At 46.4% G+C, this 16,342-nt stretch carries 10 protein-coding genes, 1 tRNA gene and 2 rRNA genes; 4 read left to right on the top strand and 9 right to left on the bottom strand.

Going from position 1 to position 16,342, the window contains the following annotated elements; translation table 11 throughout:
• A 23S ribosomal RNA gene (locus CS948_RS21415) occupies positions 1-2,746 on the top strand; the annotation flags it as partial.
• Positions 2,747-3,009: 263 nt separating this feature from the next.
• Positions 3,010-3,120 (top strand): 5S ribosomal RNA (rrf, locus tag CS948_RS21410).
• Between the two features lie 236 nt (positions 3,121-3,356).
• Here rrf and CS948_RS21405 read toward each other — a convergent pair.
• From CS948_RS21405 to CS948_RS21380, 6 genes are all read right to left on the bottom strand, one after another.
• Positions 3,357-4,526 carry a TlpA disulfide reductase family protein gene (locus CS948_RS21405; protein WP_099294435.1) on the bottom strand — a complete coding sequence of 390 codons (1,170 nt, stop codon included), beginning with the start codon at positions 4,524-4,526 and terminating at the stop codon, positions 3,357-3,359.
• Between the two features lie 19 nt (positions 4,527-4,545).
• Positions 4,546-5,982, bottom strand: coding sequence for a RagB/SusD family nutrient uptake outer membrane protein (locus CS948_RS21400; RefSeq protein ID WP_099294433.1), 1,437 nt, complete (start codon positions 5,980-5,982; stop codon positions 4,546-4,548).
• 18 nt (positions 5,983-6,000) lie between these two features.
• On the bottom strand, positions 6,001-9,498 hold the full coding sequence (locus tag CS948_RS21395) for a SusC/RagA family TonB-linked outer membrane protein (RefSeq protein WP_099294431.1): 3,498 nt from the start codon (positions 9,496-9,498) through the stop codon (positions 6,001-6,003).
• Positions 9,499-9,539: 41 nt separating this feature from the next.
• Positions 9,540-10,742, bottom strand: coding sequence for a FecR domain-containing protein (locus tag CS948_RS21390; RefSeq protein ID WP_099294429.1), 1,203 nt, complete (start codon positions 10,740-10,742; stop codon positions 9,540-9,542).
• Between the two features lie 69 nt (positions 10,743-10,811).
• Positions 10,812-11,396, bottom strand: a complete 585-nt coding sequence (locus CS948_RS21385) for an RNA polymerase sigma factor (RefSeq protein WP_141561007.1) — start codon at positions 11,394-11,396, stop codon at positions 10,812-10,814.
• A 114-nt stretch (positions 11,397-11,510) separates the two neighbouring features.
• Positions 11,511-11,583: transfer RNA gene (locus CS948_RS21380), tRNA-Arg, on the bottom strand.
• 164 nt (positions 11,584-11,747) lie between these two features.
• Between CS948_RS21380 and CS948_RS21375 the strand changes: the two genes are divergently transcribed.
• Complete coding sequence (locus CS948_RS21375) at positions 11,748-12,266, top strand: hypothetical protein (protein WP_099294425.1); 519 nt, start codon at positions 11,748-11,750, stop codon at positions 12,264-12,266.
• A gap of 1 nt (position 12,267) precedes the next feature.
• Positions 12,268-13,140, top strand: coding sequence for a 4-hydroxy-tetrahydrodipicolinate synthase (dapA, locus tag CS948_RS21370; protein ID WP_099294423.1), 873 nt, complete (start codon positions 12,268-12,270; stop codon positions 13,138-13,140).
• A gap of 15 nt (positions 13,141-13,155) precedes the next feature.
• Here dapA and CS948_RS21365 read toward each other — a convergent pair whose 3' ends face one another.
• Genes CS948_RS21365 through CS948_RS21355 form a run of 3 tightly spaced genes read right to left on the bottom strand, consistent with a single transcriptional unit; the run spans position 13,156 to position 16,318 of the window.
• Positions 13,156-14,652 (bottom strand): GldG family protein, encoded by a 1,497-nt coding sequence (locus tag CS948_RS21365; protein WP_099294421.1) that lies wholly within the window; start codon positions 14,650-14,652, stop codon positions 13,156-13,158.
• A 13-nt stretch (positions 14,653-14,665) separates the two neighbouring features.
• A complete protein-coding gene (locus tag CS948_RS21360) occupies positions 14,666-15,388 on the bottom strand; it encodes an ABC transporter permease (protein WP_099294419.1) in 723 nt (240 codons plus the stop codon).
• A gap of 3 nt (positions 15,389-15,391) precedes the next feature.
• A complete protein-coding gene (locus CS948_RS21355) occupies positions 15,392-16,318 on the bottom strand; it encodes an ATP-binding cassette domain-containing protein (protein WP_099294417.1) in 927 nt (308 codons plus the stop codon).
• Between the last annotated feature and the right edge of the window lie 24 nt (positions 16,319-16,342).

Below are 16,342 nucleotides of genomic sequence, written 5' to 3'. Positions count from 1 at the left end.
AGATTCCAGTCATCCTAAATGGAGGCGAACGCGGGGAACTGAAACATCTCATTACCCGCAGGAGAAGAAAACAACAGTGATTCCCCCAGTAGTGGCGAGCGAACGGGGAATAGCCCAAACCGTTGCCGTTTCGGCGACAACGGGGTCATGGGACCACGACACTCGATAAACGTTCAAGCGCAATTACCTGGAAAGGTAAGCCGTGGAGGGTGATAGCCCCGTGCGCGTAAAGACGTTTAAAGACAGTGGTATCCCGAGTAGGGCGGGACACGAGAAATCCTGCCTGAATTCACCAGGACCGCCTGGTAAGGCTAAATACTCCCGAGAGACCGATAGTGAACCAGTACCGCGAGGGAAAGGTGAAAAGCACCCCTAGCCGGGGAGTGAAATAGACCCTGAACCCGCGCGCCTACAAGCGGTCGGAGCCGAGAGATCCGGTGACGGCGTGCCTTTTGCATAATGAGCCTACGAGTTAGTCGTCACCAGCGAGGTTAAGTCCTTCAGGGACGTGAGCCGAAGTGAAAGCGAGCCTCTAAAGGGCGTAAAGTTGGTGGCGCTAGACGCGAAACCTTGTGATCTACCCTCGTGCAGGTTGAAGTCGCGGTAACACGTGATGGAGGACCGAACCGGTAAACGTTGAAAAGTTTTCGGATGACGCGAGGGTAGGGGTGAAAGGCCAATCAAACTGGGAAATAGCTCGTACTCTCCGAAATGCATTTCGGTGCAGCCTGTGGTGTTCTGTTCTAGAGGTAGAGCTACTGATTGGACGCGAGGGCTTCACCGCCTATCAAATCCGGATAAACTCCGAATGCTAGAACACTTGAACCATGGAGTGAGCCCGCGGGTGCTAAGGTCCGCGGACGAGAGGGGAAGAACCCAGACCACCCGCTAAGGTCCCCGATGGACGGTTAAGTTGATAAAACGAGGTGGGATCGCGAAGACAGCTAGGATGTTGGCTTGGAAGCAGCCATTCATTTAAAGAGTGCGTAACAGCTCACTAGTCGAGTGATCCCGCGTGGATAATACACGGGCATTAAACCGTCAACCGAAGCGGTGGGGTTCATAAACATGAACCGGTAGGAGAGCATTCCTGTCGGCGCGGAAGGTGTATCGCGAGGTACGCTGGAGCGTCAGGAAAAGCAAATGTAGGCATAAGTAACGATAATGGGGGCGAGAACCCCCCACGCCGAAAGACCAAGGATTCCCCGGCAATGCCAATCAGCCGGGGGTCAGCCGGCCTCTAAGGCTAACCCGAGTGGGGATGCCGACGAGAAACGGGTTAACATTCCCGTGCTTCTCGTCACCGTTACGCGGTGACGGGGTGACCAAGGAACCGCGCGCTGACGGAATAGCGCGTTGAAGGCCGTACCCGATGACGGTGGTAGTCAAGCACGCCACCGGAGGCGAAAGTCGATAGTACCGCGAGGCCTCGGCCGAGCGGATAGCGTTCCGGGCGTTAACCCCCGAGAAAACCCGCTAAACTTCAAGTGACGAGGAACCGTACTGTAAACGGACACACGTGGTCTGGTAGAGGATACCGAGGCGCTCGAGTGATTCATGGTCAAGGAACTAGGCAAAATAGTCCTGTAACCTCGGGATAAAGGACGCTCTAGTGATAGAGCCGCAGAGAAATGGCCCAGGCGACTGTTTACCAAAAACACATGGCTATGCCAAATCGAGAGATGACGTATATGGCCTGACACCTGCCCGGTGCCGGAAGGTTAAGAGGAGAGCTTAGACGAAAGTCGAGGGTTTGAATTGAAGCCCCGGTAAACGGCGGCCGTAACTATAACGGTCCTAAGGTAGCGAAATTCCTTGTCGGGTAAGTTCCGACCTGCACGAATGGTGTAACGATCTGGGCACTGTCTCGACCATGAGCTCGGTGAAATTGTAGTTCCGGTGAAGATGCCGGGTACCCGCGACGGGACGGAAAGACCCCGTGAACCTTTACTGCAGCTTCGCGTTGTTCCCGGGCACGGGACGTGTAGGATAGGTCGGAGGCAATGAAGCGGTTTCGCCAGGAATCGTGGAGCCATCGTTGAAATACGACCCTTCTCTTGTCTGGGATCTAACTCACGGTGTGAGGACACCGCGTGGTGGGTAGTTTGACTGGGGTGGTCGCCTCCAAAAGCGTAACGGAGGCTTCCAAAGGTACCCTCCGGTTGATTGGTAATCAACCTTCGAGTGCAATGGCACAAGGGTGCTTGACCGGGAGACACACAAGTCGATCGGGTGCGAAAGCAGGGCATAGTGATCCGGTGATCCCGCGTGGAAGGGTCATCGCTCAAAGGATAAAAGGTACTCCGGGGATAACAGGCTGATCGCTCCCAAGAGCTCATATCGACGGAGCGGTTTGGCACCTCGATGTCGGCTCGTCACATCCCGGGGCTGGAGAAGGTCCCAAGGGTTCGGCTGTTCGCCGATTAAAGTGGCACGCGAGCTGGGTTCAGAACGTCGTGAGACAGTTCGGTCCCTATCTGTCGTGGGCGTTGGAGATTCGCGAGGTCCTGACTCTAGTACGAGAGGACCGGGTTGGACGCGCCGCTAGTGAACCGGTTATGACGCCAGTCGTACGGCCGGGTAGCCACGCGCGGACGGGATAAGCGCTGAAAGCATCTAAGCGCGAAGCCTGCCTCAAGATGAGATCTCCTTTCAGGGTCGTTGTAGACGACGACGTTGATAGGCCACAGGTGTAAAGCCGGTGACGGCAAAGCCGAGTGGTACTAATCACCCGAGAGTTGACGTTCGGCGGGTTAGATGATACGTTTAACGTTCCGGGCCATTGTCAAGATGACAATGGCAATTGAAAATTGAAAGTTGAGAATTGAAAATGATGAAATGTAATCAGGATTGAAATTGACGACCGGTTTTCGATACATGTTGAGATGATGAACTTTAAAAAGATATTGTCACTGTGGCGGGAGCGCCACGATGGAGTGACGGAAGCTTGGAGACAGGGATGATTGGGAATAATTTTCAATTTTCCATTTTCAACTTTCAATTTTATTAAACGGTGTCTATAGCGACGGTGATCCACCTCTTCCCATCCCGAACAGAGAAGTTAAGCCCGTTAGCGCCGATGGTACTGCCGAGAGGTGGGAGAGTAGGTCGATGCCAGATTTAGAGAAGAGCGATTCTGAAAAGAGTCGCTCTTTTTTTATGATGTAAATGGTATTCTAGCTCATCCTCTGTTTTAGTCGCCTCCGGCGAGTTGCAAGTTGCAGGTTACATTTGCCTTCGGCAAGTTGCAGGTTGCTTTTCTTGCGTTGTAGACTGTATTTAATTTATTTGCTTTTAGATAATGAAAAAAAGAGTAGGAATACCTACTCTTTTCTGCTGTGTGAAATGATATATGCTTACTTGAGAAACTCTTTTATTTTTTCTTCCAATGCTTTGCCTCGTAGTTTGATGGATAAGACTTTTCCTGTTGAATCTACAAGGAAGATCGCGGGGATAAGTTTTACTTCGTATGCATCGGCGATATTTGATTTATCCAAGAAATTAGGCCAAGGAAATTGTTCTTCTTGAAGTGCTTTTTGCCATGCAGCATTGTCTTTGTCTATGGATATGCTGATTATTTCAAGACCTTTGGTTGCAAATTCTTTATACAAGGCTTTCAGGTTGGGAATTTCCCGACGGCATGGTCCACACCAAGATGCCCAAAAGTCGATGAGTGTGTATTTTTTGCCTTTTATTAGTTCTTGTAAAGTGAGTGTTTTACCTTGAGAGTCAGTTACGGTAAAGTCAGGGGCTTGTTTGCCTTCGAGGGTTTCCGGATATAGTTCTTCATAAACAATTTGACCGTAATAACTTTTCTGCGCTTCCGGTGAGAAGTTCGCGAACCATTCTTTTTGCTCTTCCTCGAACCAACTCATGGATTGCAACATAAGGAAAGGTCCCCACCAAGAATTCTTGTTATCCATGACGGCTTGTTTTGTCTTTTCCCCCGCAGCTTTGAAAAAAAGATTTTCGTCTGCAGCCATTTCCTGATATTCTTTTGTTTTGGCAAGAGAGTCCATGAGAATTTTGTTTTTATTCATTCTGGCTTCACCTATTTGGGCGCTGATTACCTTGTGTTTTTCATTTTTGCTCATAAACATCTGTTCTAATTCTTCTTTAAATGCCATTTTTTTGAGAAATTCCTCGTGGATGGGGGAGCCGGATACTTTTGTATCACTAAAAGAGGTCCATTCTTGACCATTGTTATCCCGGGTTTCTACCTTGCTTGTAACAGTGGCATTTACCCCGTTCTCTACCATTACTTGTATTACGCCCGAATTTTCTTTCAATTGTATGTAGAACATCCGGGGTGATTCAACTTGACCGGAAAAGGTAAATTTGCCGTTAGAAAGAGTTGTCGTTGCAATGGGTTTTTCTTGTTTGTGAGTAGAACCCGGCACGAGGCAAATTTCTGTTCCGTCGGTTAAGCCGGTGATTGTTCCATTGATTGTAAATGAATCTTTTGAAGCACAAGCAGTGGTGGCTAGCGTGATGATGGCTAGTATCATGATTATTATTGTTTTCATTATCGTGTCGTTTTAAAGCTTATCGTTCTACATTTTGTTTTATGGTTCCGTTCCCCGGATTGCTTGTAGCTCCCAACGGGAAGGGCATTATCCACAGGTGCGAAGTCGGGGATAGGGTGAGTGTACTTTCATTAAACTCTTTCGTGAGTGTCCGGGCGTACAGGGCATCTTGATTTAAGCGACGCATATCCCAAAAAGGGATGGCGGTTTGCACGTATTCGTTCGCTTTTTCCGAAATGATGTATTTCACGGCTTGCTCTGTCGTGGCGGCAGAGAGTGGAGCGTATTTATCCGCGAAGATACGGGTTACACGTACGGCGTTCAGAACGTTCATGGCTTCGTTGATATTGTCCTGTCCTCCTTTGCGTGCAAGACATTCGGCCTTTATGTAATACATTTCGGGCGTGGAGATTCCACCACCGTTAAATTTATCATTACGGATACCATAGAATATATCATCGGGTGCTTCGTATTTCGCTTTCCATTTAGAGGCAAAACGGGCATCGCCTTCTTCAAAAAGGGCGGCACGCGTGATGGTTAAAGCTCCGTTGACTCCGCTTTGTCCGAAGTTCTTTTGTGTGTTGGTCCCGTAGCGGAAAATATAGTTTTCCGGGTTATTCAAGCCGATAGCGGGATAACTGGTTGACCAATCGTCCGGTTTTTCTATTTGTTCTTTGTTTTGCTCGTAATAGGTACGCCAGTCATATAGTTCATCGTTTTGTTTCAAGGCTTCTTCCGCGTATGTTAAGGCATTCGTGTAATCGCCCATGGTGAGATATACCCGTGCCAACATGGCGTATGCGGTTCCCAGAGTCGGGTGCAGGACGGTAGTACCTTCTTCGGGGAGAGCCGGAAGAGCCTCGGTAAGGTCTTGTAAAATGAATCCATACATTTTTTCGATCGTGATCTGGGTAGAGGGAGCCCCCATATCCATACTGAGAATCTGGGGAACGGATAGCTTCGTGGCGGCAGTTGTGCTGTTGTAGGCTTCCGCATAATAGTTTGTCAGATAGAAATAATTCATTGCCCGGAGTACTTTTGCTTGAGCGATCAATTCATCCCGTTCTGCTTGGGTACATTCCGTGGCATCGGGTACGCTGCTGATAATAAGATTCCAATTCGCGATGGCGGAATAGGAATAGTAATAGAGGGCTTCATCGGAATTGTTTTGTTCGATGCGATCTTCGTTTTCCTGCCAGTTGTAGTTGATAGAATTTAGTGTTACAGAAGTGAGGGAACTCGGTTTCATGTACACGTCGTTCAATAGGTTTATGGCTTGTGTGGCATCGTTAAGATGATTTGATTCATTCCGGATAAAAGCGTCGAAGTCGGCGAGGGTTGTCGGGATTTTTTCTCCTTTGGGGAGAATGTCTAAAAAGTCGTTGCAGGAGGAAAAAAGAGCTCCTGTTATCAGAAGACTGATACTTACGAGTATATATTGTATTTTCTTTTTCATGGTCTTTCGATTTTAGAATTAAAAGTTCAGGTAGAGTCCACAAACGTAATTCGGTTTGTTCTTACTTCCCAGAAGAACTCCGGCTTTGCTGTTAAATGCAAGGGTGGCTAAATTTTCGATATTGAATTGTACACGGGCTGCACCAAGACCGATTTTCTTCACCCATTCAACCGGAACTCTGTACGAGAGCGAGAGATTGCTGATTTTAATATAGGATGCATCCAACACGTGAATGTCTGCTTTCCCGTATATGCTTTCCCGCGCGTAATTAAATTCCGGGGATGTGCTGAACAAGAGGCGGGGAACATTGGTTTTTTCCTCGTCACCTGCTTCTTGCCAGCGTTTACGGATGTCTTTGTTCGTCATACTGACCGTCCTGCCCATGCTGATCGTGGGAATATTGGTGTTGCGTATTTTATGACCGCCCGCGTAAAGCAGCATGAATGAAAATTCAAAGTTTTTGTAGTTCAATGTGTTCGTGAAGGAACCGCTGTAAACGGGAACACTTGTCCCGGCATAATGGATCGCTTCGAGATCCGTGTATTTCGTTGTCGTGATTTCTCCGTTCAAATCGTACATTTGAGGTTCTCCTTTTTCACTCAATCCTGCCCATTTGTAAGCGTAAATAGCGTTATAAGGTTTTCCTTCTCTGGGGTATGCCATAGGATAATCCATTTGGAGATAATACACGGGTGCAGTTACATTAATCTTGGTTACTTTGTTTTTGTTGTACCCGAAAAGGAATCCCGCATTCCATTTGACTTCGGTTTTGCGGAGGATGTCCCCTTGGAGTGTCAATTCAAATCCCCGGTTACGCATAGCCCCGTTGTTGAAGGAGAGGGTTCTGTACCCGAAACCTTCCGTGGGTACTCCCATTTGGTTGGCAAGCAGGTCTACACTTTTTTTGTTGTACACTTCAAACGTTCCGGACAAGCGTCCCGTGAGCGCTGAAAAGTCTATACCGACGTTTATGGTCGTTGTTTTTTCCCAACGCAGGTTTGGATTAGGAGGTGAAGAGATATTTCCGTACAAGCCTCCGACTAAGGTGCTCGCGTAGTAATTGGCCGTGAGATAGGGTGCGGCGTCTTTCGCGATATTACCGCCAATACCGTATGATGCCCGAAGTTTTAGTAAATCTATCCAGTTTACGTTAAAGAAGCTTTCCCGGTTGATATTCCAGTTTGCCCCGACAGACCATAACGGTTTGTTTTGGTATTTGGAGTTTGTACCCCATAGGTTGGAACGATCCCAACGGATACTGCCGGAGAGGGTGTAACGGTTGTCGAATGAATAGGCTATGTTGGAATAGAATGACACGAAACGGTTTACCAATTCCGATTGTGACCGGGGAGAGGTGAGCGATGCCCACGAGTTCATCAGACCGGAGAAACCTGCCGTCAGTTTGGTTTCATCGATATATTGTGATGACAATAATCCGCTGTCGTAGCCGTAGCGGGTAAGACTGTTATATTCCAGCTTGGTGTTTCTGATTTCCTGCCCGATGATCCATGTTACGTTGTGCAAGTCGTTGAATGTTTTGTCAACATTGATTTGCTGGCGGAAATTATACGCGTTGGAATGATGTTCCTGCGTGTAGAATATATCCCCCGCGGGCAGGTTATACAAGGCTTCTCCGTTATTGTTCGTGGCAAATTTGTTGACCGTTTGGCGGGTATTCAAAGATTCCATTTCTTCCAGACGTTTCAAGCGGCTTACCCCGTATTCGTATTGGAACATGGTATTGTAGGATAACCACGGAAGGATTTTGATATCCAGTTTCCCGTACAGGCGGTTGTTAAATTCTCTGGTTTTGTTCAAACGTCTGTCGAGTTCGTCAAGCGGTACGATATCCAGACTGTATAGTCCGTAATTGGCTATATTATCTCTCACGGTCTTTGTTTGCTGGGCGGCAATGGTGACGGGTGTGCCGTTTTCTTTTAACCGATCGTAGGGACTCGCGGTGAAGCCCGCACTGTAAGAACTGAATAAGTCGTATGTTTGTTCCGTTTTATTCTTGAAACTGATGTAAACGCCGACATCTGCTTTCAACCAAGAAGTCAGTTGAAGTGAATTTGTGATATTTACCCCGACTTGATCGTTTTTCGTGTATCGGTCTTCTTCTTTGTTGTTCCGGTAACTGACGGAGAGGTTGAAGTTATTCCGGTCTGTGGCTTTGCCCACGCTCAGGTTGTATTGCTGGTAGAAAGGATTGCGTTTGGCGTATTTCTCTACATCCTTGTAAAAGCCGAATCCCCGAGAGCTCAATTCTGCCAGTTTCGCGTCCGCTTCTGCTTGAGAAATCTTGTTCGTGTAAAGGTCGAGTAAGATATTGGTCCCCGCGCTGGGTAGGGTGGAATAGTTGTTCCGGAGGTTTTCAGCCTCGGCAATCGCCCGGTCTATGCCATTGTTTAATTCGGCGTTTTGTGTCGCCCAGTATTTTTCCAGTTCGATGATATCGGCCGAATTGGTCAAGTTACCCGTGTAGTAGGAATAAGGATGAATGGTAAACGAGCCGGAAAGTTGTACTTGAGTCTTGCCTTGTTTGGCTTTTTTGGTCACGATGACAACGACACCATTGGCAGCGCGTGCCCCGTAGATAGAGGTGGCGGCGGCATCTTTTAATATGGTGATGCTTTCGATGTCTTCCATGTTGAGATCGGGTATGTTTTCCGTGACATTGCCGTAGGCGTCGATAGTGGTGTTTTCCACGGGAAAGCCGTCAATCACGTAAAGCGGGGTTTGCATGGCATTCATGGTTGATACTCCCCGGATGATTCCGTCGGAATACCCGGCGACCTGTCCTTCCAGTACGGAGGACAAGTTGTCCAAACGACGGGTTTCGAGAGTGGTGGCGCTTACTTTGGCAAAAGCTCCGGTAGAGCGTTCCTTGGAAATGGTTTGGTATCCGGTTACCACCACTTCGTCTAAGGTTTCCTTGTCGGGTTCCAGTTTGAAGTTGATTACTTCCTGTTTACCCAAGGGCATTTCAATGGTTTTGTAACCGATGAAGGATACCATGACGGTGTTATATTTCTCGTCAAATGTAAGAACATAGTTTCCGTTGACGTCGGAAGGTACTCCGGTGGTGGTTCCTTTCAGCCAGATGTTGGCTCCGGCGATGGGCTGGTTGTTTTCGTCCAGTACCTGACCTTTGATCGTGCGTGTTTTTTTCTTTTCCGGGGTGTCGGTCGCCGGTTTCGGTTTCACGATGACAATGTCGTTTTCGATTTCATAGGTGTAAGGCTGGTTTTTGAAAATAAGATCCAATGCCGTTTTTAACGGTTGGTTCTCGAATTTCAAGGTGACGTTTGAGGCTTTCTGAATTTCGACTTCGCTGTAAATGAATTTTACTTCGGTCTGTTCTTTGATTTGTTTGAATACTTCGCGAAGAGGTATATTCTTCACGTCCAGAGTCACTTTTTTCACGGGAGTGTCAGCGTAACTCCCCATGCCGAATACGAATAGGAAAATGAGTAATAAACTCAAATGCTGTTTCTTAAATGGATTTTTTTTCATAACATTGTACTTTAATTGTTTTTTCCACCTAGAGAATGGAATTAATTGTTTAAACGGGAGATGTTTGCAGCATCTTCCGCTTTCTTTATAATAATATTTCTTTCGGATATTTCGAATTTGATATTTGTTGTCTTGCCGATAATCGTGAGGACTTCTTCCAAGGTTTGGTTTCGCTTCACGATGCCTGTAAAGGGGTGCTCCCGGAACTCCGCCGCTTCAAAGGTGAATTGCACGTCGTACCAGCGGGACAGTTGTCGGGCAATGTATGATAAGGGCATATTCTCGTACTCGAAGGCTCCGCTAATCCATGAGGTATAGATTGATACATCGACTTTTTGTTTTTCCAGTTTGTCGGTCGTGTGGTCCATGATGGATTGTTCTCCCGGCGAGAGGCGAATTTTCGAGTTATTGTGTTCGAACTCGACACTTCCGGTGACGAGTGTGGTAATTGTTTTTTGTTCTTCGGGATAGGCTGTTATGTTGAATTTCGTGCCTAGTACCCGAATCCGGTCGTTGCCCGAATGCACGATGAACGGGCGGGATTTATCCGGCGCCACTTCCAAGTATATTTCTCCTTTCATGTAAATCTCCCTTGTATTCCCGGAAAATTGACTGGGGAATTGTATTTCGGAGGACGAGTTTATCCATACACGTGTGCCGTCTGCCAGCGTGAAACGGTATTCACCACCCGGGGGAACGGTAATCATGTGAAGCGGGGCGGTTTGCCCTGTTTCCCGGTTATCCTTGTTATATTGTAATCCTTCCAGAGAGTCGTTTACAATAGTCGAACCGTCGGGAGCCACGATGCGGGAAGATGCCGAGGAGGTTAGGTTGACAGTTTCGCCGTTGGCGTAGCTGAGTACAGCTTTCACGCTGCCGGGTTCGATTTGAGTTTGAGCAACTTGTTGCTCCGGGGCATACGTCGATCGTGTATCCGGGAATATAAAGAGCAGGATTAAAGCGACAGAGGCTGCAATAGCAGTTCCGATAATCCGGTGCAGGCGTCTGTTCTTCCGGCGAGTGTGTGTTAATGTTTCGGAGAAGTTTTCCCAAGCTTCTCGCGGTGAAAGTTTTTCTTGTGCCTGTATTGTTTTTAGTAGTTTCTCTGTTTCCCGGATATCCCGAAATAGTTTCCGGGCTTCCCTGTCATTGTCTATGAGATGGCGGAGTTGCTCCCGCGCCGCCGGGGAGAGGGTGCCGTTGCTGTATTCCGCTATCAGTTCGTATATTGTTTTATGTTCCATGTGTCACTGTTTTATATGATATTCCCAAAAAATGAGAATGGGTGACACGAATAGAATAAAATTTTGAAATTATTTTTCAGAATGCAGGAAAGAGAGAAAGAGGAGGGAGAATGTTTTGGTGTCTATTGACTTGCGCAAAGCTTCTAGCGCACGGGCGTAGTAGGTTTTCACGGTATTAACGGATATCTGCATTTCTTCCGCCACGGTTTTATAAGGCGTGTTATTGAAAATAATGGCTTTTAATACTTTTTGAGGATTGGTGGGGAGATTTTCTATCGCGGCGTACAGTTGTTCTTTGATTTTTTCGAGTTCTGCCTCGTCGTCATGAAGCATTTCATCCAGAAAGTCATCAATATGCAGTTCAATGTCCACGAAATAGGTTTTGCCTTTGTTTCTCATGAATTGTAAAGAGGCTTTACTTGCAGCGCCGAATAAATAGGAACGGATAGAGCCTGAAAACGGATGTCCCTTTTTGTTGTTCCAGAAAGAGATGAAGACGGATTGAACGATGTCTTTAGCGTCCTCGACGGAAAGAAGGTAGCGCATGACATAAGTGCATAACGGTTGATAGTAGATGTCAAACATTATTTTCATGCACCGTTCATCTCCGGCTGCCAGCAGGCGAATAATCGTTGATTCGGTTTTATCTGTCACTGTCGGTATTCCTTTTCGTGGAGTGGTAAAGTTAGTATTAATCCGGTAAAATGCAAAGGGGATGACATTACCGGAAACAAAAATCCCCCGAAAGATGTCTTTCAGGGGATTTCGTGAACTCGGCGGGAGTCGAACCCACAACCTCTTGGGCCGTAACCAAGTGCTCTATCCATTAAGCTACGAGTCCTTGTTTATTTTGCGTGGCAAAGGTATGGAATGTTCTTTGTTTATGCAAGAGTTTCGTGTTTTTTTTCAGATACTTTTTTTTATGTTTGAAAAATAACAAAGCGGGGTGCGTATAGTTTTTATTACTACTTTTGCGTTAGGTTGTTCAAGTACAAATAGAAGAATATGCTTAAATTTATAGTCGAGAAATTCAAGAGATATCATTTAAAGGATGTGGCAGTCAAGGACGAGCGGGTTTTGGCATTTCAAAATTTAGAGGCGGCGAAGGAATGTGTGTTGTTCTGGGTGGCTGATGATATTTCTTGGACAGAGGTAGATAAAATCAGAAAATCTCTGGCAAAGTATATGGAAGTGCATTTGCTTTCTTTTATCCGGCAGTCCAAATCGGTATTTGAACGATCGGGAGACGCGTTGTACGCGGATGAGTCTTCTATTACGTATGGTGGGAAAATCCGGGATGCCAAGTTGCGGGAGGTGTTGGAGAAGACGGAAGGGGTGTTCATAGACATTTCTATGCAGCCCGATGTTTTGGGGGATTACATTGTACGATATGCCAAATCACCATGCAAGGTCGGTATATCCAGAGAGGGAGTGGAGCATGATATTATGTTTGCCAATGTCCGGAATACGGACGTTTTTGTAGATCGTTTGTTTAAGTTATTCACAAAGATTAATACGTATTGAGATGAAAAAGTTTTCGGGAGTAGGGGTTGCTTTGGTTACTCCGTTTGACGAAATGGGAAATATCGACGAAAGTTCTTTAAGAAACCTCGTGAATTACGTGATGGACGGTGGTGTCGATTATCTGGTGGCTTTGGGTACTACTTCGGAGGCCGCGACAATGACGGTAGAGGAGAGGGCTTACGTGGTGAATGTGATCACGGAGGAAAATGCCGGGCGGTTGCCGATTGTCTTGGGTGTTGGAGGAAATAACACGGCTCATGTCGTGGAGGAACTTGCCACGTTACCTTATTTAAGGCAGGGAGATGCAATATTGAGTGTTACACCTTATTATAATAAGCCTTCACAGCAGGGATTATATAATCATTTTAAAGCTATCGCGGAACATTCGCCTCTTCCGGTAATCTTGTACAATGTTCCGGGGCGTACTTCCGTGAATATGACGGCTGCAACCACGTTGCGACTGGCTCTTGATTTTGAAAATATTATCGCGATAAAAGAGGCTGCCGGTAATTTTGAACAGGCGACTTCCATTATTGCCGGGATGCCGGAGAATTTTATATTCCTTTCGGGTGACGACGGCATTGCCCTGCCCTTGATTTCTATTGGCGGGAGTGGGGTTATCTCTGTGATCGCGAACGTGTTGCCGTATGACTTTTCTACTATGGTGCATTTGGCTTTGGAAGGAGAATTTGGGGAAGCGAAAGATATTCACTTGCACTTGGGTGAGATGTTCAAGGCTCTTTTCGAGGAGGGAAATCCTGCCGGGGTGAAAGCAGCCTTGCATGCCAAAGGGGTTATTGCCAGTCAAAAACTACGTTCGCCCTTGTGCGAGGTGAGTGATGCTTTGTACCAGAAATTGAAACGAGGTGTGTAAAACACACCTTCCATTTTAATCTATATATCCGGACTGGGAACGTCTCAGTCTTTTTAATTTGTATTGCCTGTACTGGAACAAGCCGATTAATAGTATAATGACAATAGGCAAGAAAAAGTTGAAATATTTCAAGAATGTCCGGTATGAATTACTTACCGGTTCTAATGTCTGATTCACTATATATTTGTTCCTCAATTTTATCAACCCGGAATCGTCAGCCAACCATTCGATAGAGTTTATGGCAAACCTGATGTTGTCTAGGCGAAGGGCATCGTAGTCATTGTCTTCCATGAAGCTGGCATTCGAGATGACGATGATAGCACTTTTGTCGTCTTCATTATTCAATAAGGCAGCCACGACGTTGTTCGGGCGGTTGAAGTCATGGCGGGTCCACGTCTTCTGTATGTCGAAGAACACGGGAACTTCCTGTACTCCCGATGTCGGGGAAGTTTTTGCCAACGGGGTGAACGTGTAGGCGGAAGTGGTTTTCACGTTTGTCATACTACTCGCGAAGAGTAGTGATATGGCATTCAATCCGTTTGTGATAACATGAGAACTGAATTTCTGTATGGTTGGCATATACGGAAAACTGACCTCACTTTGATATAGGAAAAAAGGTCCTTGAGATACCCGGATTCGTCCGCAATAGCTATCGATCACGAAGTCATAGTTGATCTTCAGTCCGAAGTTTTCCAGCATATCTTCAAGACCGACACGATTGATAAAACCGTTATTTTGACTTGCTGTGATTTGTCCGACCGCGTGATTCAGCGCGATATACAGTCTTCCGCCTTGCTTCAAGTATTCTTGGAGTCGTTTAATCTCTTCCTTGCTGAAACTGTCTCTGGGACCCATGATACAAATCACTTTGTAACGGTTCAAGTCTGTGAATTGGTCGATGTATAATGATTCCAAACGTGCGTTTCGGAAAAGTTCATGCCTGATTTGGGTGATCTTGTCGCGGAGCATTTCGTTGTGTCCCAGCAAGAAGCCGATATTCGGTTTTGTCGTGTCGCACGCTTCTTTTAACATGCGAGTCACTTCGTATTCCAGCGGGGTATGCTGGCTGATAAGGGGAATGACCGATTTTTTGTTCCCGATTTGTATGACTGCCCCGAAGTAGATTTTTTGGATCTTCACCATATCTCTTTCCATGCTTTCTTGGGAGAAGGGATGTATGCCGGCTTCCAAGGCAAGTATTTCTCTCGAGTCGTTGTCCGGCGTGATGGTGGTGATCGTGAACGATTTGTTGCTAAGGGTTTTGTATTCTTTGAGCAAGTGTTTAAATTCCCGTCCCATTTTCATTTTGTCCTGCGAAAGTCCTTCAGACATGAAAAGGGTTACGGAAACGTCTTTATCGACTTTTTTAATCATATTTTTGCTCACGGGGCTCAACGAGTATTTCTTGTTGCTCGTGAGGTCTATTCTGGCAAAAACGAAATAGGAGACAATATTTACCGCTATCAGTGATAAAATCAGGAAGGTGGGGTTATATATGAATTTGTTTTTCATCACTAGGTATATATTAGGCTCTGGTTCGACTGATATAGTATCTCGCTAGCGCGAGGAACAAGGTTACAATACTGACGAAATATACAAAGTCTTTCGTGTCGATGACTCCGCGGGGAATGGCATCGAAATGTTCGCCCATGGATAAATAAGTAAATAGGGCAGCGATGAAACCGGAGCCGAACAGTCCCGCGATAAACTCGAACAGGAATTGGAACCATATCCCGATGGCAAAGGTGACGAAAAAAGCAACAATCGTGTTTGACGTCAATGACGACGCGAATATGCCCATGCTGATATAGCAACCGCTAACCAGTATTAGTCCGAGGTAGCCGCAAATCCCGGCCGCATAGTCCACATGCCCGAGTGATGTCAGCGTAATGTAATAGGGCAGAGTCAGTAACAGGCATAGAATGACTTGCAGGAGTATCGCGAAAAATTTACCGCAAAGGAATTGCCACGGTTTTATCGGTTTCGTGAACAGGAGTTCGAACGTGCCGTCCTTTCGTTCGTCCGATATGCTTTTCATCGTGAGCACGGGAACCATGAAAAAAAGCGTCCAGTAGAACACGTTGAACAAGTAATTCAAAGAGGCTTGTCCGGTGTAAAATACGTTTTTCCACGAGAACCAGCAGATGAATCCCGTTATGCAAAAGAAAACCGTGTAAATAATGTATATCGCGAGCGAGTTGAACGCGACTTTTAATTCTTTATCTATGATAACTTTTACTGCGCCCATGAATTATTCGTTTTGAGTGACTTTTCGAAATATATCTTCCAGTCTGGTCTGCACGGGAGTGAGTTCACTGATATACCAATCATGTTCCCGGCAGAGGTCAAATATGGTTCGTCCGATTTCCACGTCGGGTTTGCACTGGATCTCGAAGTTTTGCTCTTGGGTAATCTCCATGTGCAATATCTCCGGGAGCGTGCATAAAGCATCGTGGATGACCGGTATGTCGTCCCCTTTGATGCCCAGTTTGAAACTGTAACCCGCGTCGGATTTCCGACGGAGTTCGGATGTCGTCCCGTTTGCCACGATCTTGCCATTACTCATGATCATTACTTGATCACAAGTCGTTTCAATCTCGGATAAAATATGAGAGCTTAGAATCACCGTTTTGTCTTCCCCGATGGTCTTGATGATTTTGCGGATAGCAAAGATCTGGTTCGGGTCGAGTCCGGTAGTCGGTTCGTCCAAAATAACAACTTCCGGATCATGAATAAGGGCTTGAGCGATTCCGACACGTTGCCGATAACCTTTGGATAGCTCGTGAATCTTTTTATGTTTCTCGTTATCAAGTCCGCACAACCGGATCATATCGAGTACCCGTGCCGTGATTTTGTATTTCGGGATGTCTTGAAGTTTACCGATAAAAAACAGGAAGTCGATCACGTTCATTTCCGGGTACAGCGGGTTGTGTTCCGGGAGGTAGCCGATGACCTTTTTGATTTTTCCTGCCTGCTTCCAGATGGAGTAATCGCCGAAATTGATATTCCCGCGTTCGGGCAAGAGGTAGCCTGACAATATTTTCATCGTGGTTGTTTTCCCGGCTCCGTTTGGTCCCAATAACCCAAGAACTTCCCCTCTTTTGGCTTTAAAAGAGATGGAATCCACGGCTTTGTGTCCTTCGAAAGACTTCGTTAATTTATCCACAATGACATCCATGGGCAGCTGTTATTTGTTTTCTAC

The organism is Butyricimonas sp. Marseille-P3923, from assembly GCF_900184685.1.
In the GTDB taxonomy this organism is placed as follows: Bacteria; Bacteroidota; Bacteroidia; order Bacteroidales; family Marinifilaceae; genus Butyricimonas; species Butyricimonas muris.
This window is presented reverse-complemented; position numbering and strand designations above follow the sequence as displayed.